Raw genomic sequence first — 19,163 nt, 5'->3', positions numbered from 1 at the left:
CGCGGCAGACTAGCCTCGCGGCGACACGACGGAGGAGAAAAGGGATGCGTCTTGCCGGCAAGGTGGCGTTGGTGACGGGGGCGGCTTCGGGCTTCGGGGAGGGAATCGCGCGCGCCTATGTGCGCGAGGGGGCGCGCGTCGTCATCGCCGACCTCAATGCCGCGGGGGCGGAACGTGTGGCCGGGGAACTCGGGCCAAACGCGGCGGCGATCGCAGGCGACGTCTCGAAGGGCGAGGACTGCCGGGCGATGGTCGCGCGCGCGGTCGAAACCTTCGGCGGCCTCGACATCGTGGTCAACAACGCCGGCACCACGCATCGCAACAAGCCGCTGACGGAAGTGACGGAGGCCGAGTTCGACCGCATCTACGCGGTCAACGTGAAGTCGATCTATTGGATGACGCTCGCCGCCCTGCCGGTGCTGCGCGCGCAAGCACGCGGCGGGTCGATCATCAACATCTCCTCCACCGCCGGCATCCGTCCCCGCCCGGGCCTCACCTGGTACAACGGCACCAAGGGCGCGGTGAACGTGATCACGCTGTCGATGGCGCAGGAACTGGCGCGCGACAACATCCGGGTCAACGCCATCTGTCCGGTGATCGGCGTCACCGGGCTTCTGACGGAGTTCATGGGCGCCGAGGACACGCCGGAGAACCGCGCGCGCTTCCTCGCCACCATTCCGCTCGGGCGGATGAGCACGCCTGCCGACATCGCCAACGCCGCGGTGTGGCTCGCCGAGGATGCGACGAGCTTCGTCACGGGGATCCTGCTGCCGGTGGACGGCGGTCGGACGGCGTGACGGAGGCGGAACGAGCATCGCGCGGCGCGAACCTGCGCATCAGCGCCTTTTCGCCCTCGACGACGAGGAAGACCGCAACGGCGGCGGCGAACGCGACCAGCCATCCCGACTCGTCGGGTGGCGCGACGCCGAACACGACCTGGGAGGAGGGGATGAACAGGAATCCCCAGTGCAGCAGCGCGATCAGCACCACCGTCACCCACACGGCGGCGTTGCCGAACAGCCCGGCGCGCGAAAAGGCGGAGCGGCGGAAGGAGCGCGCGTTGAACAGGTAGGCCGCCTGCCCCGCGATCAGTGCCGTGATCGCAGCCCCCCGGGCGGTCTCGAGGCTTGCCCCGTCGGCGAGTTCGAACAGGAAGGCGCCGATGGTGGCGGCGGCGAGGAGGGCGGAAATCAGGACGATCCGCCAGGCGAGGAAGGCGTCGAAGATCGGCGTATCGGGCCGCCGCGGCGGGCGATCCATCACGTCGGGCTCGGGTGGTTCGAAGGCGAGCGCAAGCGCGAGCGTGACGGCGACCACCAGGTTGACCCAGAGGATCTGCACAGGGGTGACGGGCAGTGCCGCGAGCCCCGCAAGCACGGCGACGATCACGCTCGCCGCCTGGCCGCCATTGGTGGGGAGGATGAAGAGGAGCGTCTTCTTCAGGTTGTCGTAGACGGTGCGGCCCTCGCGCACGGCGGCGGCGATGGTGGCGAAGTTGTCGTCGGCCAGCACCATCTCGGCGGCTTCCTTTGCTGCCTCGGTGCCGACCTTGCCCATGGCCACACCGATATCGGCCCGCTTGAGGGCAGGCGCATCGTTCACGCCGTCGCCCGTCATCGCGACGATGTGGCCGCGCGCCTGCAACGCCTCGACGAGGCGGAGCTTGTGTGCCGGTGCGGTGCGCGCGAACACATGCACGCGTTCGGCCGCTTCGGCGAAACCGGCATCGTCGAGCGCGTCAAGGTCCGCCCCGGTCAAGGCACCGGCCGCGGTGTCGATGCCCACCTCTTGGGCGACGGCGAGCGCGGTGCCGGCATGGTCGCCGGTGATCATCGTCACCGCGATGCCGGCCCGGCGGCACTCGGCCACGGCGGCGATCGCCTCTTCGCGGGCGGCGTCGATCAGACACGCGATGCCGAGGATGTCGAGTTCGCGCACGTCGTCGAACTCGAGCCCGACCATTTCGGAGTCCGCGCGACGCACGGCGACCGCGATCAGCCGAAATCCACGACGGGCGAGCGCCTCCAGACGGACCCCCCAGGCCTCGCGGTCCTCATCCGTCATCGCGCAACGAGGCAGGATCACCTCCGGTGCGCCCTTGGCCGCGATCAGCGCGTTGCCTTCGTGGTCGTGCACCAGCACGGCCATGAACTTGTGTTCGGAGTCGAAAGGAATAGCATCGCGGCGCGACCACTGCGCGCGGACCGAGGCGACGGCGAGGCCGGCCTTCTCGGCGAGGACGAGGAAGGCCCCGTCGGTCGGATCGCCGTTCACGGTCCACCCGTCCTCCGCCTCGTGCAGGGTGGCGTCGTTGCAGAGGATGCCGGCCCGAACGAAGGCGGCGAGCGATGCGTCGGCCTCGATCGAGGCGCGTCGCCCTGCGCGCGTGACTTCACCCTCCGGCGCGTAGCCCGATCCGCTCGCCTCGACCTCACCGTCCGGCAGCGCGAGGAGGCGAAGGGTGAGCTCGTTCAGGGTGAGCGTGCCGGTCTTGTCGGTGCAGATGACATCGACGCTGCCCAGGGACTCGACGGCGGGCAGGCGGCGGACGATGGCGTTGCGCTCGGCCATGCGGCGCACGCCGAGGGCGAGGATGACGGTGATGACCGCCGGCAGCCCTTCCGGAATGGCGGCGACCGCGATTCCGACGGCGGCGAGGAACATCTCGTCCGCTCCGAAGTCGCGCACCAGCACACCGAAGGTGAAGGTGGCGGCGGCGAGGGCGAGGATGAGCACGCTCAAGGTCCGGCCGAAGCGGCCCAGCGTACGCAGGAGCGGCGTTTCCACCGTCTCCACGCGGGCTAGCATGCCGCTGATGCGGCCGATCTCGCTCATCGCACCAGTGGCGACGACGACGCCCTTGCCGATGCCGGCGGCGACCACCGTGCCGGAGAAGGCCATCGAGGTGCGGTCGCCGAGCGGGGCGGTTTCGGCGACCGGTTCGACGGATTTCGCCACCGGCACGCTCTCGCCGGTGAGGATCGCCTCCTGGATGGCGAGGCCGCGCGCCGCGACCAGGCGCAGGTCGGCCGGCACGCGGTCCCCGGGTTCGAGCAGGACGATGTCGCCGGGCACGATGTCGGCCGCATCGACCGAAAGGCGCTTGCCGTCGCGGATGACGGAAGCCCGTGGCGAGAGCATGCGGCGCACCGCTTCCATCGCGGCTTCCGCCCGCCCTTCCTGAATGAAGCCGACGAGCGCGTTGATGAGGCAGACGGCGACGATCACCGCGGTGTCGACCCAATGCCCGAGTATCGCCGTCACGGCAGCCGCGGCGAGCAGGACCTGAATCAGCACGTTCTCGAATTGGGCGAGGAAGCGGCGCCAGGCCGGCGTGCGACGCGGCTCGGGCAGCACGTTCGGCCCGTATCGAGCAAGGCGAAGCGCGCTCTCTTGGTCGGTGATGCCGTCGGGCCCGACGGCGAGACGCGTCATCACCTCCTCGGCCGGCAAGGCGTGCCACAGCGGCGCGGTCTCGGTGGCGGGCAGGGTGTCCGGCATGGGTCGGCTCTGACGACACGCGTGCAAGTGGTCCATGATCGAGGTCAAGGCACGCCCTGTCGCGCGATCCGGCTGGTCGGCGTGGCCGCGTCCGCTCAGTGCGGCGCAGGCTCGACCAGCCGGCCGTCCTCCATGGCGACGATGCGGTCGGCGATGTCGTGGATACGGGGGTCGTGGGTGACGATGAACACGGTCCGACCACGTTCCTTCGCCAGCCGCTGCAGGAGCACCATCGTCTCGTGGCCGGTCTTGCTGTCGAGGGCGGCGGTCGGTTCGTCGGCGAGAATGAGCCCCGGTTCATGCACCAAGGCGCGCGCGATCGCCACGCGCTGGCGCTGCCCGCCCGACAGCACCGCCGGGTAGGCGTCCACCTTGTCGGCCAGCCCCACCGCGCGCAGCATCGCCTCGGCGCGCGCGAGCCGCTCCGCCTCGTCGAGATCGGGGTCGAGTTCGAGCGCCATCGCCACGTTCTCGCGCGCGGTGAGGAAGCCGAGGAGATTGTGGTGCTGGAAGATGAAGCCGATGCGGCGTCGCAGCGCCACGCGCGTCCGTTCGTCCGCGTTGGCGAGTTCGGTCCCCAGCACGCGGCAGGAGCCCGTCTGCACCGCGCGCAAGGCGCCGATCAGCGTGAGCAGCGTCGTCTTGCCCGAGCCGGATGGGCCGGTCAGCAGCACGACCTCGCCCGAGGGGATGGTGAGATCGAGGTCGTGCAGCACGGTGAGCGCCGTCGGGCCCGAGCCGTAGCGGTGGCTGAGGCCGCGGATCTCGACCGCGTTCATCGGAACATGTCCGCGGGATCCGCATCGCGCAGCTTGCGGATCGCGATCAGCCCGGAGACGACGCACATGACGAAGATCAGGGCGAAGACGAAAGCGGCGCGCGGGATCGTCATGTGCAGGGGGATGAAGATCTGCGCGGTGGCGATCTCGTAGAGACCGAGGCTCAACACGAGCCCCGGCATGAAGCCGAGCACGGCGAGGATGAGGGCGGCGGACATCACCACGCGCGCGAGGTAGCCGTTGGTGTAGCCCATCGCCTTCAGCGTGGCGTATTCGCCCAGGTGGCGGGAAATGTCGGAAAACAAGATCTGATAGACGATGACGCAACCGACGACGAGGCCGATCGCCACCCCGAGACCGAAGATGAAGCCGATCGGCGCGACGTTGGCCCAATAGTCGCGTTCGAACTGGGCGAGCTCGGGACGCGTGAACACCATCACGTCATCGGGCAGGAGAGCCTGCAGCGCGCGTTTCGCGGCCACGACATCCGCCCCCGGTTTCAGCACGATCGCGCCGACATCGACCTGGGAAGGATTCCGTCCCGCGGCGATACGCCAGAATGTCGCCTCCGAGGCGATCGCGTTCGACTCGGAGGAAAAGGTGGCGCCTAGGCCGAAGGTGCCGACGACCTCGACCCGCTTGCGGTTGAGTTCGCCGAAGAACGGCCCCTGCGCGAGCAGCGAGCGGATGGGGCCGAACTCGGGCTTGCCGCGTTCGTCGAACAGGATGGTGTCCGGGCGGGTGATCGCCTGCCAAGCGGCCTCGTCGAGGCCGTGAAAGCCGAGCAGTTTCGCGGTGGGATCGACCCCGAACAGCAGCAGCGTGCGGTTGAGGCCCGTCTCGGGGTTCTTCCACGGCACGTTGGCGACGTAGAGCGGCACCACACGCTCGACCTCGGGAAGGGCGAGCGCCTGGGCGAGGCGCGCGCGCGGAAAGGAGGTCGACCGCCACAGCGCCTCGGTGGTGCGGTGCATCAGGAAGAGATCGGCGCGCAGCGAGTTCTGCACCAGCACCGCGCTGTCAAAGAGCGCGTTCATGAAGCCGATCTGCATGAAGATCAGCAAGGTGGCGAACACCACCCCCGAGAGGGCGGCAGCGAGGCGGGCGGGCTCGTGGCGGAGCTGGCGCCAAGCGAGACGGAAGGGCAAGCGAAGCCCCGGGCCGCGCGGCGGCGGGAGCGCCGGTGCCGGGGCCGGTGTGGCCGGGGCGGGCGAGGCGCGCGCGAGGGGAGCAAGCTCGTTCACGGCCGGATCGCGACCTGGACCTGCATGTTGGTGCGACGCCGCACGACCTCGTTCGCGCCCGGGTCGAGCCTGAGCCGCACCTCGACCACGCGCGAGTCGATGGAAGCGACGGGGTCGGGCGAGATCACGGATTGGCGCCCGACCCGCCAGCCGAGATCGACCACACGGGCGGGGAAGGGGCGCGGTTCGCCGGGGACGAGCACCTCGGCGGCGGCGCCGAGGCGCACCCGCGGCAGGTCGGTCTCGTAGATCTCGGCCACCACGTCGAAGGCGGTGAGGTCGGCGAGCTCGAGCACGCCGTCGTTGCCGACCCGTTCGCCCTCGCGGGCATGGATCTTCAGCACCGTGCCATCGATCGGCGAGACGAGGAGGGCGAGGTCGCGCGCCGCACGGGCCTCCGCCACCGCCGAGCGGGCCTGGGCGACCTCGGCGCGGGCGACAGCGACGTCCTCCGCCCTGGGCGCGAGCAGCGCCTCGAGTTCGGCCTCGGCGCGGGTGCGTTCGGCGGTCGCCTGGGCGGCGGCGAAGCGGGCGCGGTCCCAGGCCGCCTCGTTGCCGGCGGCGGTGCGCAGCAGCGCCTCGGCGCGGCGGGCCTCGCGCACGGCGTTCTCCTCCGCCGCGCGGGCGGCGGCGAGCCGGGCGCGAGCGGCGGCAATCTCGGTGTCGCGGCCGGCGGCGAGGATGCGGGCCAGCCGCGCCTCGGCGAGCGCCAGCGCGGCTTCCGCCTGGGCGAGGGCGGCCTCCTTGCGCGGCAGGTCGTGGAATTCGGCGAGCACTTGGCCGGCGCGCACCTCCTCCCCCTCGCGCACGAGGAGGCGCCCCACCCGCGCCCCTTCCGGACCCGCGCCATGGGAGAGGCGAAGGACGCGGCTCGCGGGCTCGATCCGCCCGAGCGCGCCGGCACCGGCGACCACGGAGGCCGAGGTGGCTGACACCGCCCGCGCGTCGGCCGGCACGGGCACGCGTTCGCGGCTGAGCAACAGCGCCGCCGCCGGCACGAGGACGAGGGCGAGGGCACCGATGAGCAGGGGCCTCAGCATGGTTCGGCGAGACGTCCGAGCGCGGCCTCGATCGCTTGGGCGAGCGCCTCGTCCGGCGACCACAGGCCGAACACTTTGGCGAGGAAGATGCCGTCGGCGGCGGCGAGCACGGCGTGCGCATGGCCGGGCGGCAGGCCGTCATCGGCGATGGCGGCGCGGATGCGGGCGTGTTCGCGCCGCACCGGCTCGATCAGCGCCGGGTCGTGGGCGTGGGCCGACAGCAGGGCGGCGGCCAGGCGGAGGTCGCGGGCGCGCTGTTCCGGGCTCGGCCGCAGCGCCCAGGCGATGCAGGCGCGGGTGTGCCGGCCAGGGCCCTCCGGTTCGGCAGCGACCACGGCGTCGTAGCCCGCGCGCATCTCCGCCACCATGCGCTCGACCAGGGCGGTCAGCAGCGCCTCCTTGGAGCGGAAGTGGTGGAGAAGCCCGCCCTTGCTCACCCCGGCGGCGGCGGCGGCGGCCTCGAGCGAGAGGGCGGCGACCCCGCGTTCGGCCACCACGCTTTCGGCGGCGTCCAGGATGCGCTCGCGCGTGTCCCGCGTTTCGCTCGTCTGGTCCAACATGGCGCGCTGCAACATGCCGTCCGGACGGTCGGGTGGCAAGACCGTCCGGACGGTCGGGCCGTATCAACCCACCGCGAGGGCCCAGACCAGAGGGAGGAGCAGAGCGGTGGCGAGCGCGTTCAGTCCCATCGCCAGGGCGGCGAAGGCACCAGCCGTCTCATTGACGGAAATGGCGCGGGCAGTGCCGATGCCGTGCGCGGCAAGCCCGACCGCGAAGCCGCGCGCCCGCCAATCCCGCACCCTGAGCAAGCTGAGTACGGCCGGGCCGAGGGCGGCGCCGGCGATGCCCGAGAGGATGACGACGACCGCGGTCAGGCTCGGAATGCCGCCGATCTGCTCGGCGATGCCCATGGCGACGGGGGTGGTGGTCGCCTTCGGGGCGAGGGTGGCGAGCACCGCGCGGTCGGCGCCGAAGGCCCAGCCGATGGCGACGGCGGAGGCCGAAGCGAAAGCGCTGCCACTGAAGAGGGCGACCGCCAGCGCGGGCCCCGAGGCCCTGAGCAGACGCCACTGGCGCACCAGCGGCACGGCGAGCGCGACGGTGGCGGGGCCGAGCAGGAAGTGCACGAACTGCGCGCCCTCGAAATAAGCCCTGTACTCGATCCCCGCGACGAGCAGGAGCCCGACGAGGAGGAGGGCCGCCACCAGCACCGGGTTGACGAGGGCACTGCCGCGAGCGGCGGCGTGCAGGCGAAGCCCGGCGAGCCAGGCCGCCAGCGTGACCGTCAGCGCGGCGAGCGGCGAGGCGGCGAGATAGACCCAGATCTCGGCGAGCTCAGGCCGCATCGTGCGAGCTCCGCGAGCGCAGCAGGCGCGCCGTGAGAAGGCCCGTGAAGCCGATCGCCGCCAGCGTGCCGGCGAGGATGGCGAGCGCGATCGGTGCGGCGGCGCGGGCGAGCAGGTCGAGGTGCAGCACCACGCCGACCGCCGCCGGCACGAACAGGAGGCCCAGGTTGCGCAGGAGCCCGTCCGCCACGGCGACGAGCTCGGCCGGAGGCTCTGCCCCGCGGACGAGCAGGCCGGCGGCGAGCAGGATCAGGCCGACCACCGGGCCGGGCAAGGGCAGGCCAAGGGCGCGGGCGACGATTTCGCCTGCGAGCTGACAGGCGAGCAGGAGGGTGAGGGCGGCGATCACGGCGTAAGCTCCTCGGGGCTTGTCGGAGGCGGCGACGACGGAGGATTTTTCGCAGATGCGTCGCCGCGGCTCGGGTCGCAACGGCGGGGCGGCACGGGGAGGAAGGGCGATGGACACGATCGCGGAACGGCTGGCTGCCTGGGCGGAAGGTGAGGAGGCGCGCTTTCTCGGCCGGCTCGAGGACGAGGAGCCCTGCAACCGCTGGATCGCCGAGTATTGGCGCATCGTTGGCGACGCCGCAGGCCGTCCCGCCTATCGGCACGTGGACGGGCGGACGACGGACGCGAACGGCGACCGCTGGGCCTGGTCGGCCGCCTTCATCGGTGCGGGGGTGTGGGCGGCGACGCGTGGTGCCCCTTGGTTCGCCTACTGCGAATGGCACTCCACTTACGTGCGGGATGCGATCGCCCGCGCCCAGGCGAGCGGCGATCAGCCCTATCGCGGCTTCCCGATCGATGCGCTGCCGCTGCGGCGCGGCGACATCGTCGTGCAGTGGCGCCTCGGCATCGGCGACGGGGCAGGGAATCGGCCGGTGACCTTCGAGCGGGCCCTGTCCATCGACCCCTTCACCAGCCATGGCGACATCGTGGTGCGGGCCGGCCCGGGCGGCGCCGAGATGATCGGCGGCAACCTGGCCGATACGGTGCTGCGGCGGTCTCTCGTGCTCGACGAGGCCGGACGGCTGCGCGACACATCCCAGGCGCGCGGGCACTGGTTCGCGCTCATCCGCTTCGCGGCCTGACGGCGGGCGGGGCGGCGGAGAGCGCGCGCAGGCCCGTTGCCGGGCGGGCCCGCGCGGCGCCCAGCCGAGCGGGCTAGGCGATCTCTTCCTGTTCCGCCGTCGCCGCCGCGGCCCGTGCCGGAGGTGGCTCGGCCGGCAAGCGCGGCAGATAGTCGGCGGCCGAGGCGACCAGGTGCCGCCACAGCGCCTCCGCCACCGGCAGGAGCCGCTTGTCGGCGCGACGGATGACGAACCACTGCCGCACCACCGGCAGTCCCTCCGCGTCGATCAGCGCGAGCCTGCCGTCGGCGAGCTCGGCGGCGCAGGTGTGGGCGGAAATCAGCGCGATGCCCATGCCCGCCATCACGGCCTGCTTGATCGTCTCGTTGGAGCCGATCTCGATCCGCGGCCCCAAGGGTGGCTCCTCGGGAAAGAGGCGCTTGAGCAGGGCGCGCGTGCCGGAGCCGGGTTCGCGCAACAGGATCGTCTCCCGCCCCACCACGGTGAGGGGAACGGCGCGCTGCCCGACCAGGGGATGGTCGGGAGGCGCGATGATCACATGCGGGTTGGGGCCGAGCACGGCGCGGGCGACAGGAAAGTCCTCCGGCGGGTAGCCGGTGATGGCGAGATCGAGCTCGAAACTGCGCAAGGCGGAGAGGATCGCCTCGCGGTTGCCGATCCGGATCGCGAGCTCGACGCCGGGATGGGCGCGCTTGAAGGCGGCAAGCGCGAGCGGGGCGAAATACTTCGCCGTGCTGATCATGCCGATGGCGACCCGCCCGGCCGAGACGCCGCGCAGCGTCTCGAGCGCGATCGCGACATCGGCGAGCGCGGCCTCCACCCGTTCGAGCGCGGCCAGCACCTCGCGCCCGGCATCCGTGAGGCGGACCCCCTTGCTGTGGCGATCGTACAGGGGAAGGCCCCCCGCCGCTTCCTCCAGCTTCTGCAGCTGTTGGCTGATCGCGGGCGGGGTGAGCGAGAGCCGCTGCGCCGCACCGCTGATGCTGCCTTCCGCCACCAGGGCAGCGAAGGCGCGCAACTGCTTGAGGCTGACCCGCCGGGCGAAGGAAGAAAGATTTTCTTTCATCTCGGAAAAGTGTAAAAGAATTCCCCAAGCCAGGGAAGCCGGCTAGTTTCGACTTAATGAAGGCAGTTGCGCCCGGTCGGGGACGCGATCGAGCGCGCGCGAGAGGAGGAACGGCCCGTGACCACGCTCCGTGAGCATCTGGAGGCATTTGCCGGCAGCGATCCCCGCCGGGTCGCCGTCGCCGAGACGGTCGCCGCCCTCGCCGCCGCCTCCGTCGAACTCGCCGACCTGCTTGCTCTCGGCGCGCTCGCGGGCCGCATGGCCGAGGTCGTCGGCGCCTCGAACGACGGCGACGGGCAGAAGGTGCTCGACGTACGGTCGAACGAGATCTTCCTCCGCCATCTCGAGCCCTGCCCGGTGGCCGCCATCGTTTCCGAGGAGATGGACGAGGTGAAGCTCACAGGGCGGGACGGGCCGCTCGCGGTGGCCATGGACCCGCTCGACGGCTCCAACAACATCGAGCAGAACATGTTGGTCGGCAGCATCTTCTCGCTGCTGCCTCTGACCGATCCGGCCGATCCGGCGAAGGCCTTCTTCCAGCCCGGCACCGCCCAGCTCGCCGCCGGCTTCGTGGTCTACGGTCCCTCCACCGTGCTCGCCCTCTCGCTCGGCGACGGGACCGATCTCTTCACCTTGCATCGACCGTCCGGGGAGTGGCGCCTGACGCATGCCAAGGTGCGGATCCCGACCTGGAAGCCCGAGTACGCGATCAACGCCTCCAACATGCGGCACTGGACGCTGCCGATCCGCACCTACATCGAGGAGCTGATCGCGGGTGCCTCGGGGCCCCGCGGCGTGGACTACAACATGCGCTGGCTCGCCTGCTCGGTGGGCGAGGCGCTGCGCATCCTGCTGCGCGGGGGCATCTACCTCTATCCCTCGGATGCGCGGCGCGGCTACGAGCGCGGTCGGCTGCGTCTCCTCTACGAAGGCTTCCCGATCGCTTTCGTCATCGAACAGGCAGGCGGGATGGCGAGCGACGGGTTCAACCGCATCCTCGAGCTCGTTCCGCAATCGATCCATCAGAAGATCCCGCTGATTTACGGCTCGCGTGAGAAGGTCGAGCGCGTGATGGCGATGCACAACACGGGCGTGATCCCGCCCGGCGGTCAGCGCCCGTTGTTCGGCGAGCGCGGCCTGTTCAAGTCCTGACCCGAGCCTTTCCCCTGCCCCGCACGCGCGACATGTCCGTCAAGCACCCGATCATCGTCGTCACCGGCTCCTCCGGTGCCGGCACAACCACGGTCAAGCACACCTTCGAACAGATCTTCCGTCGCGAAGGCATCACCGCGGCCTGGATCGAAGGCGACGCCTTCCATCGCTACGACCGCGCCGAGATGCGGCAGAAGATGGCTGAGGCCGAAGCGGCCGGAAACAAGCACTTCAGCCATTTCGGCATCGAGGCGAACCTGCTCGAGGAGCTGCAGGAAGTCTTCGTCCAGTACGGTACCAACGGCACCGGCCGCACGCGGCACTATGTGCACGATGCGCGCGAGGCCGAACTCTACGGCTCTCCGCCCGGCACCTTCACGGCCTGGGAGGAGTTCCCGCCGAACACCGACCTCCTGTTCTACGAAGGCCTGCACGGCTGCGTGGTGACCGACAAGGTCAACCTCGCCGCGCTCGCCGACCTCAAGATCGGTGTGGTGCCGGTGATCAACCTCGAGTGGATCCAGAAGATCCACCGCGACCGGGCCGCGCGCGGCTACTCCACCGAGGCGGTGATGGACACCATCCTGCGGCGGATGCCGGACTACGTGCACTACATCTGCCCGCAGTTCGCCGAGACGGACATCAACTTCCAGCGCGTGCCGACGGTCGACACCTCGAACCCCTTCATCGCGCGGTGGATCCCCACCCCCGACGAGTCCATGGTGGTGATCCGGTTCAAGAACCCGCGCGGCATCGACTTCCCCTACCTCTTGTCGATGATCCCCGGTAGTTTCATGAGCCGAGCCAACTCCATCGTCATTCCGGGCGCGAAGCAGGACTTGGCGATGCAGCTGATCATGACCCCGATCGTGCTGCAGCTCGTCGACCGCGCGCGTCGGGCACGGCACTGAGAACGACGGGCAAGAAGAAGGCGAGGGCGGAGGACGCGAGGATGAGTGGTGCGGCGGAAGTCGACCTGAGGACGATGGCGAACGCGATCCGCGCCCTCGCCATGGATGCGGTGGAGAACGCGAAGTCGGGCCACCCGGGCATGCCGATGGGCATGGCGGATGTGGCCACCGTGCTCTGGACCCGCTTCCTGAAGTACGACGCCGCCGCCCCCGACTGGCCGGACCGCGACCGTTTCGTGCTCTCCGCCGGCCACGGCTCGATGCTGCTCTACGCCCTCCTCCACCTCACCGGCTTCCCGGGGATGACGATGGAGGAGATCCGCCGCTTCCGCCAGCTCGGCTCGCTCACGCCGGGCCATCCGGAGTACGGGCACACGCCCGGGGTGGAGACGACGACGGGCCCGCTCGGCCAGGGGCTCGCCAACGCGGTCGGCATGGCGATCGCGGAGCGGATGCGCAACGCCCGCTTCGGGGACGCGCTCGTCGATCACCGCACCTTCGTCATCGCCGGCGACGGCTGCCTGATGGAAGGCATCAGCCACGAGGCGATCTCGCTCGCGGGCCATCTCAAGCTCGGGCGTCTCATCGTCCTGTTCGACGACAACGGCATCTCGATCGACGGGCCGACCTCGCTTGCGGTGTCGGATGACCAGTGCGCGCGCTTCGCTGCCTCCGGCTGGCACGTGCAGCGGGTGGACGGGCACGACATGGAAGCCGTTTCGGCCGCGATCGAGGCGGCGATCGCCGACCCCCGCCCCTCGCTCATCGCCTGCCGCACCATCATCGGCTTCGGCGCGCCCAACAAGCAGGGCTCGGAATCGACGCACGGTGCCCCGCTCGGCGCGGCCGAGGTGGCGGCGGCGCGCGAACGCCTCGGCTGGCCCTGGCCGCCGTTCGAAATCCCCTCGCCCATCCTCGAGGCCTGGCGTGCCGCCGGTGCCCGCGGCCGGGCTGCGCGCGAGGCGTGGGAGGCGCGCCTCGCCGCCGCGCCCGACGAGACGCGCGAGGCCTTCCGCCGCGGCGAGACCGGTGAGATCGCCGCTTCCGTGCGCCAGGCGACCGCCGCGCACATCGAGAAGCTGCTCGCCGAGAAGCCGACGGTGGCCACGCGCAAGGCCTCCGAGGCGGCGCTGAAGGCGCTCACCGCCGCGGTGCCGGAACTGATCGGCGGGTCGGCCGACCTCACGCACTCGAACAACACCGTCACGCCCGCCACACCGGCGATCAGGCCCGGCGACTTTTCGGGGCGCTACATCCACTGGGGCGTGCGCGAATTCGGGATGAGCGCAGGCATGAACGGCATCGCGCTGCATCGCGGCTTCGTTCCCTATGGTGGAACGTTCCTGGTCTTTTCCGACTACGCCCGCAACGCGATCCGCCTTTCGGCGATGATGAAACTGCGCGTCGTCTACGTGATGACGCACGACTCGATCGGGCTCGGCGAGGACGGCCCCACGCACCAGCCGATCGAGCACCTCGCGTCCTTGCGGGCGATGCCCGATTTGCTTGTCTTCCGCCCGGCGGATGCGGTGGAGACCGCCGAGTGCTGGGAAGCGGCGCTGACGGGGCCCGAAATGCCTTCGGTGCTCGCGCTGACGCGCCAGAACCTGCCCGCCCTGCGCACCCAGCCTGCAGCGGAGAACCTGTGCGCCAAGGGCGGCTACGTGCTCGCCGAAGCCGAAGGTGGCCCGCGCGCGCTGACCATCCTCGCCACCGGCTCCGAGGTCGCGCTCGCCGTCGAAGCGCGCAAGGCGCTGCAGGGGGAAGGCATCCCGGTCGCGGTCGTCTCGCTGCCGTGCTTCGAGCTCTTCGACCGCCAGAGCCCCGAGTACCGGGCGGCCGTGCTCGGTGCGGCGCCGCGCATCGCGGTCGAAGCGGCCTCGCCCTTCGGCTGGACGCGCTACGTGGCGAGCGAGGACGATGTGCTCGGCATTTCCACCTTCGGCGCCTCCGCCCCCGGGCCCGATCTCTTCCGCCACTTCGGCTTCACCGTCGACTCGCTCGTTCGGCTCGCCAAGGAGCGGCTCGCGCGCACGCACCGCGCGGCGGCCTGAGGGTTGGGTCGGGGCTACGGGGATCGAACCACGCAGGACGAAAGGACGCGATCATGGCCTTCATCACGCTTCGCCAGCTTCTCGATCACGCCGCCGAGCACGGCTACGGCGTGCCGGCCTTCAACATCAACAACATGGAACAGCTGCGCGGCATCATGGAGGCGGCGGCGAAGACGGAAAGCCCCGTCATCCTGCAGGCTTCGCGCGGTGCCCGCGCCTATGCGGGTGATGCCATCCTGCGCGCGATGGTGACCGCCGCGGTGGAGATGTATCCCGACATTCCCGTCTGCCTGCATCTCGATCACGGCGACAAGCCGGCGACCTGCCTCTCCGCCATCCAGGTCGGTTTCACCTCCGTGATGATGGACGGCTCGCTCGAGGAGGACGGCAAGACCCCCGCCTCCTACGAGTACAACCTCGAGGTCACCCGCAAGGTGGTGGAGATGGCGCACTGGGTCGGCGTCTCCGTCGAGGGCGAGTTGGGCTGCCTCGGTTCGCTCGAGACCGGGCACGGCGAGAAGGAGGACGGGCACGGCGCGGAAGGCACGCTCTCGCGCGAACAGCTGCTCACCGACCCCGACCAGGCGAAGGACTTCGTGGCGCGCACGGGCGTGGATGCGCTCGCCGTCGCGATCGGCACCTCGCACGGCGCCTACAAGTTCAAGCGCAAGCCGACGGGTGACATCCTGGCGATGGACGTGGTGCGCGCCATCCACGAGCGACTGCCGAACACCCACCTCGTCATGCACGGCTCCTCCTCCGTGCCGCAGGAGCTGCAGGACCTGTTCAACCAGTTCGGTGGCGAAATGCCGCAGACCTGGGGCGTGCCGGTGAGCGAGATCCAGGAAGGCATCAAGCACGGCGTGCGCAAGATCAACATCGACACCGACTGCCGCATCGCGATGACGGCCGAGTTCCGGCGCGTGGCGATGGAGAAGAAGGGCGAATTCGACCCGCGCAACTTCCTCAAGCCGGCGATGGCCGCGCTCACCAAGCTTTGCGCCCAGCGCTTCGAGGAGTTCGGCACGGCGGGCCAGGCGAAGAAGATCAAGCCGCTGCCGCTTGCGGCGATGGCGAAGCGCTACGCCTCGGGCGAACTCGACCCGGCGGTGCGCGCGGCGGTGGCGCGCGCGGCCTGAGGCCGGGACCAGGCCTCACCCTGGGGAACCGTTTTCATTGCGCAACACAGTCCGGCATTGCAGCAACGGTCGAGCGGGCGGAGGCATTCGGCCTCCGCCCTTTCCGCCTGATCCCCGCCGATCCCGTGGCCGATCGGCTTGATCGCCGGCGCGCAACGGGCGCAGGATCACCCCCCGTAACGATCGCACTTGGTGTGCGCGGCGAGCCTCTGCTCTCAGGGAGACGCGAACGTCCATGGCCCCCGTCCTGATCGCCCCCTCCATCCTTTCCGCCGACTTCGCGCGCCTCGGCGAACAGGTGCGGGAGGTGGATGAGGCCGGCGCGGACTGGATCCATCTCGACGTGATGGATGGCCATTTCGTGCCGAACATCACCTTCGGTCCCGACGTGGTGCGCGCCATCCGCAAGTATTCGGCGAAGTGCTTCGACACCCACCTGATGATTTCCCCGGTCGATCCCTACCTCGAGGCATTCGCCAAGGCGGGGGCCGACCGCATCATCGTGCACGCGGAAGCGACGACGCATCTCGATCGGACGCTGCAGGCCATCGCGGGCCTGGGCAAGAAGGCCGGCGTCTCGCTCAACCCTGCGACACCGGAGGACGCGGTCGCTTACGTGCTCGACCGCATCGACCTCGTGCTGGTGATGACGGTGAACCCGGGCTTCGGCGGCCAGTCCTTCATTCCATCGCAGCTGGAGAAGATCCGGCGGCTGAAGCGGATGATCGGCGATCGGCCCATCCATATCGAGGTCGATGGCGGCATCACGCCCGAGACAGCCCCGCTGGTCATCGAAGCCGGTGCGGACGTGCTGGTGGCAGGCTCCGCCGTGTTCGGCCGCCCTCCCTACCATCGCGCCATCGCCGCCCTGCGCGGAGAGCCGGTCGCCGCCTGACCGCGCCGCAGGGGCGCCGCACGCCGGGGGGCGAGGCGATGCGCGCCTTGGGCATCGACTGCGGCACCTCGGGCCTGCGCGCCGCCCTGATCGATGCCGCGGGCGAGTCGATCGCGCAGGCCGCCGTCCGTTACGCGACCGGGTCGGAGCGCGATCCCCAAGCCTGGGCGAGGGCATTGCGCGAGGCACTCGCGCTCCTTGCTCGCGAGGCCGACCCCGCCTCCGCCGCGGCGGTGGCGATCGACGGCACCTCGGGCACGCTCGTCGCCCTCGGCGAGGACGGGGCGCCGCTCGCCGCGTCCCTGTATGACGAACGCGCCGAAGCCGACGACGTCGCCGCCGTCGCCGCGGTCGCGCCGGCGGACAGTCCCGCCCGGGGCGCGACCTCGCCGCTCGCCCGCGCGCGCGCCCTGGCGCGGCGCGCCGGCGTCGTTCGTCTCGCCCACCAGGCGGATTGGCTCGCCGCCCTGCTGCACGGGGGGGAGCCGGTGGCGGACGAGAACAACGCGCTGAAGACCGGCTACGATCCCCTCTCGCGCCGCTGGCCGGCCTGGGTCGCCCGCGTGCTCGATCCCGCGCTGCTGCCGCGCGTCGTGCCCGCGGGCGGGCCGATCGGAACGGTCGCGCATCGTGCCGCGCGCGAGATGGGCCTGCGGGCTGGCGCCGTCGTCGTCGCCGGCACCACGGACTCCTGTGCGGCCTTCCTCGCCGCCGGTGCCACGGAACCCGGGGAGGGTGTGACCTCGCTCGGCTCCACGCTCGCGGTGAAACTCCTCTCTCTCGTGCCGGTGGCGGACGGCGCGCGCGGCGTGTACAGCCACCGGCTTGCCGGGGCCTGGCTCGCGGGTGGCGCGTCCAACACCGGTGGGGCGGTGCTCGCCCGCTTCTTCGACCCCGAGACGATCGCGCACATCTCGGCCCGCCTCGACCCGGCGCGGCCCTCGGGGCTCGACTACTACCCGCTGCTGGCCCCCGGAGAGCGTTTTCCGCGCCACGACCCCACCCTCGCGCCCCGGCTCACGCCCCGCCCGGCCGACGACGCCCTGTTCCTGCAGGGGCTCCTCGAAGGCATCGCGCGCATCGAGGCCGAGGGCTACCGCGCGCTCGCGGAACTCGGGGCGCCGGCGCTGCGCTGCGTCCGCACCACCGGTGGGGGCGCGCGAAATCCCGCCTGGACGGCGATCCGCGCCCGCATCCTCGGCGTGCCGGTGCTGCCGGCGGCCTGCGAGGAGGCGGCGGTCGGTGCGGCTCGGCTCGCCCTCGCCGGGCTCAGGCGAACGTCGCCTCCGCCGCCAGCGTGACGGCTCCCGACGGGTCGCGCACGGATAGCGCGACGCGGTCCCCGCTCTCCGCCCCGACGAGCCGCAGCCGCTCACCGACGAAGGCCGGGCGCAGGCCGCGGAAGGAGAAGCGGGCAAGCCGCCGCTGCGGTCGCAGGCGAGCGGCCAGGCCGGCAAGCCACGTCGCCTGCAGGGGCCCATGCACGACGAGGCCAGGATAGCCCTCGACCTCCCGCACGTAGTCGGCGTCGTAGTGGATGCGGTGGCCGTTGCCGGTGAGCGCCGAGTAGCGGAACAGGAGGACGGGATCGGGCACGATCTCCGCGATAGCGGCGCCCTCCGGCACAGGCTCCGGCGGGGCCTCCTTGCGGGCCGGGCCGGAACCGTCTCGATAGACGATGTCCTGCTCCTCCTCGATGACGCAGCCGCTGGGCCCGTCGATGACGTGGCGGACGGTGACGAAGACGAGCGGGCCGGAGGCGCCGTGCTTCTCCGTGATCGCGGTGATGGTGCTGGTCCGGCGCACCCGATCGCCGATCCGCAAGGTGCCCGGAAAGGCGAGGCGTCCGCCGGCCCACATCCGCCGCGGCAGATGGTGCACGGGAGGGAGGAAGCCGCCGCGCTTCGGGTGTCCGTCCGACCCGAGCGAGGCGGGCGGCCGCCAGTCCTGGAACAGGATCCAGTGCCAGAGCGGCGGCAGCGCCCCGCCGGGGGCGGCCTCGGCCAGACTGACGCCGAGCGTGGCGGCCAACCAGGCCGGCCGCCGCGGGTCGACCTCGTCCTCGAGCGTGACCGTGCGGCCAAGCCAGGCCTGCCATGCCTCCCCCATCGCGACCTCCTCTGGCGTGTGCGATCTGGTGCGGCGAGCGGCGCCGTGCGAAAGCCCGATTCGTCGGCGATCCCCGGCCGCAGGATGGAACCGCAAGAATACGACCTGATGGACCGTGTCGAGGGGGAGATGTGGTGGTACCGCGCTCTCCACGCTCGGGTCGTGTCCTGTCTCGACCGCTTTCCTGGCCTTGTGGAGCGGCCTTTGCTCGACGCCGGCTGCGGTACGGGCGGGCTGCTTGCGCGGCTTGCCGTCGCCTTTCCGACTCGGGAGCTCGTCGGGGTGGATGTTGCGCCGGAGGCGGTACGCCGTGCCCAGCGCAAGGTGCCGAGGGCACGGCTGATCGTCGGTTCGGTGTCTGCCCTGCCTCTGGCGCCGGGCTTCTTCGGCGCCATCGTGTCCTGCGACGTGCTGTGCCATCGCCTGGTCGACGAGCACGCGGCACTCGCTGAACTCCATCGTGTGTTGGCGCCGGGCGGAACCTTGGTGCTGAACCTGCCGGCGCATGAGTGGTTGCGCTCGGCGCACGACGAACGGGTGCACAACGCGCGCCGCTACTCGCGGAGGAGCCTTCGCCCGCTGCTCGAGCAGGCAGGGTTCATGGTGCGGGACATGCGGCATTGGAACGCGCTCCTGTTGCCGCTGATGGTCCTCAAGCGGAAGGTCTTGGCGCGGGGGAAAGGCGCGTGCAGCGACGTTGCCCTAATGCCGCCACCGATCGAAGAAATGCTTCACGCCATTACGCGGGTGGAAGCGGCGCTCGCCGGCGCCGGGGTTCGGTTTCCGGCTGGCGGGTCGCTGCTTGTCGTCGCTGAACGGTCCCCTTGAACGGATGA

18 protein-coding genes are annotated in these 19,163 nt (G+C 71.0%); 9 read left to right on the top strand and 9 right to left on the bottom strand.

Going from position 1 to position 19,163, the window contains the following annotated elements; genetic code table 11:
- The first annotated feature begins 44 nt into the window (after nucleotides 1-44).
- Nucleotides 45-797 (top strand): glucose 1-dehydrogenase, encoded by a 753-nt coding sequence (locus tag DWB05_RS07370; protein WP_114376465.1) that lies wholly within the window; start codon nucleotides 45-47, stop codon nucleotides 795-797.
- Here the strand turns inward: DWB05_RS07370 and DWB05_RS07365 are convergent.
- The 7 genes from DWB05_RS07365 to DWB05_RS07335 form a co-directional block, all read right to left on the bottom strand.
- Complete coding sequence (locus tag DWB05_RS07365) at nucleotides 754-3,501, bottom strand: cation-translocating P-type ATPase (RefSeq protein ID WP_114376464.1); 2,748 nt, start codon at nucleotides 3,499-3,501, stop codon at nucleotides 754-756. The genes DWB05_RS07370 and DWB05_RS07365 overlap by 44 nt on opposite strands.
- A 95-nt stretch (nucleotides 3,502-3,596) precedes the next feature.
- Nucleotides 3,597-4,280 (bottom strand): ATP-binding cassette domain-containing protein, encoded by a 684-nt coding sequence (locus DWB05_RS07360; protein ID WP_114376463.1) that lies wholly within the window; start codon nucleotides 4,278-4,280, stop codon nucleotides 3,597-3,599.
- Nucleotides 4,277-5,524 (bottom strand): ABC transporter permease DevC, encoded by a 1,248-nt coding sequence (gene devC / locus DWB05_RS07355; protein WP_232818433.1) that lies wholly within the window; start codon nucleotides 5,522-5,524, stop codon nucleotides 4,277-4,279. The genes DWB05_RS07360 and devC overlap by 4 nt, the downstream gene beginning before the upstream one ends.
- Nucleotides 5,521-6,564, bottom strand: coding sequence for an efflux RND transporter periplasmic adaptor subunit (locus DWB05_RS07350; protein ID WP_114376462.1), 1,044 nt, complete (start codon nucleotides 6,562-6,564; stop codon nucleotides 5,521-5,523). Before DWB05_RS07350 ends, devC begins: the two co-directional genes overlap by 4 nt.
- Nucleotides 6,558-7,124 (bottom strand): TetR/AcrR family transcriptional regulator, encoded by a 567-nt coding sequence (locus DWB05_RS07345; protein ID WP_198669076.1) that lies wholly within the window; start codon nucleotides 7,122-7,124, stop codon nucleotides 6,558-6,560. Before DWB05_RS07345 ends, DWB05_RS07350 begins: the two co-directional genes overlap by 7 nt.
- A 63-nt stretch (nucleotides 7,125-7,187) precedes the next feature.
- Nucleotides 7,188-7,910: an LrgB family protein gene (locus DWB05_RS07340; RefSeq protein WP_114376460.1), complete on the bottom strand. Its 723-nt coding sequence runs from the start codon at nucleotides 7,908-7,910 to the stop codon at nucleotides 7,188-7,190.
- Nucleotides 7,900-8,259, bottom strand: a complete 360-nt coding sequence (locus tag DWB05_RS07335; RefSeq protein WP_114376459.1) for a CidA/LrgA family protein — start codon at nucleotides 8,257-8,259, stop codon at nucleotides 7,900-7,902. Before DWB05_RS07335 ends, DWB05_RS07340 begins: the two co-directional genes overlap by 11 nt.
- Nucleotides 8,260-8,368: 109 nt before the next feature.
- Between DWB05_RS07335 and DWB05_RS07330 the strand changes: the two genes are divergently transcribed.
- Entirely contained in the window at nucleotides 8,369-9,001 is a 633-nt protein-coding gene (locus DWB05_RS07330) for a DUF2272 domain-containing protein (RefSeq protein WP_157967123.1), read from the top strand.
- Nucleotides 9,002-9,074: 73 nt separating this feature from the next.
- Here DWB05_RS07330 and DWB05_RS07325 read toward each other — a convergent pair whose 3' ends face one another.
- Complete coding sequence (locus DWB05_RS07325) at nucleotides 9,075-10,067, bottom strand: LysR family transcriptional regulator (RefSeq protein WP_114376457.1); 993 nt, start codon at nucleotides 10,065-10,067, stop codon at nucleotides 9,075-9,077.
- A 117-nt stretch (nucleotides 10,068-10,184) separates the two neighbouring features.
- On the opposite strand from DWB05_RS07325, the gene DWB05_RS07320 reads away from it, so the two are divergent.
- The 6 genes from DWB05_RS07320 (at nucleotide 10,185) to DWB05_RS07295 (ending at nucleotide 17,519) form a co-directional block, all read left to right on the top strand.
- On the top strand, nucleotides 10,185-11,219 hold the full coding sequence (locus DWB05_RS07320) for a class 1 fructose-bisphosphatase (protein ID WP_198669075.1): 1,035 nt from the start codon (nucleotides 10,185-10,187) through the stop codon (nucleotides 11,217-11,219).
- A 32-nt stretch (nucleotides 11,220-11,251) separates the two neighbouring features.
- Entirely contained in the window at nucleotides 11,252-12,130 is an 879-nt protein-coding gene (locus tag DWB05_RS07315; RefSeq protein ID WP_114376456.1) for a phosphoribulokinase, read from the top strand.
- A gap of 41 nt (nucleotides 12,131-12,171) precedes the next feature.
- The gene (gene tkt, locus DWB05_RS07310) at nucleotides 12,172-14,184 is read left to right on the top strand and encodes a transketolase (protein ID WP_114376455.1); all 2,013 of its coding nucleotides are present in this window, start codon (nucleotides 12,172-12,174) and stop codon (nucleotides 14,182-14,184) included.
- Nucleotides 14,185-14,237: 53 nt separating this feature from the next.
- A complete protein-coding gene (fba, locus tag DWB05_RS07305) occupies nucleotides 14,238-15,323 on the top strand; it encodes a class II fructose-bisphosphate aldolase (RefSeq protein ID WP_114376454.1) in 1,086 nt (361 codons plus the stop codon).
- Nucleotides 15,324-15,558: 235 nt separating this feature from the next.
- Entirely contained in the window at nucleotides 15,559-16,218 is a 660-nt protein-coding gene (gene rpe, locus DWB05_RS07300) for a ribulose-phosphate 3-epimerase (RefSeq protein ID WP_114376453.1), read from the top strand.
- A 38-nt stretch (nucleotides 16,219-16,256) separates the two neighbouring features.
- Nucleotides 16,257-17,519, top strand: coding sequence for an FGGY-family carbohydrate kinase (locus DWB05_RS07295; protein WP_114376452.1), 1,263 nt, complete (start codon nucleotides 16,257-16,259; stop codon nucleotides 17,517-17,519).
- Here the strand turns inward: DWB05_RS07295 and DWB05_RS07290 are convergent.
- Nucleotides 17,488-18,327, bottom strand: coding sequence for an HTD2 family dehydratase (locus DWB05_RS07290; RefSeq protein ID WP_114376451.1), 840 nt, complete (start codon nucleotides 18,325-18,327; stop codon nucleotides 17,488-17,490). The genes DWB05_RS07295 and DWB05_RS07290 overlap by 32 nt on opposite strands.
- A 108-nt stretch (nucleotides 18,328-18,435) precedes the next feature.
- Here DWB05_RS07290 and DWB05_RS07285 point away from each other — a divergent pair, with 108 nt between their 5' ends.
- Nucleotides 18,436-19,155: a class I SAM-dependent methyltransferase gene (locus DWB05_RS07285; protein WP_232818431.1), complete on the top strand. Its 720-nt coding sequence runs from the start codon at nucleotides 18,436-18,438 to the stop codon at nucleotides 19,153-19,155.
- The last annotated feature ends 8 nt before the right edge of the window (nucleotides 19,156-19,163 follow it).

The organism is Elioraea thermophila (ex Habib et al. 2022) (assembly GCF_003336755.1).
Classification (GTDB): domain Bacteria; phylum Pseudomonadota; class Alphaproteobacteria; order Acetobacterales; family Acetobacteraceae; genus Elioraea; species Elioraea thermophila.
This window is presented reverse-complemented; position numbering and strand designations above follow the sequence as displayed.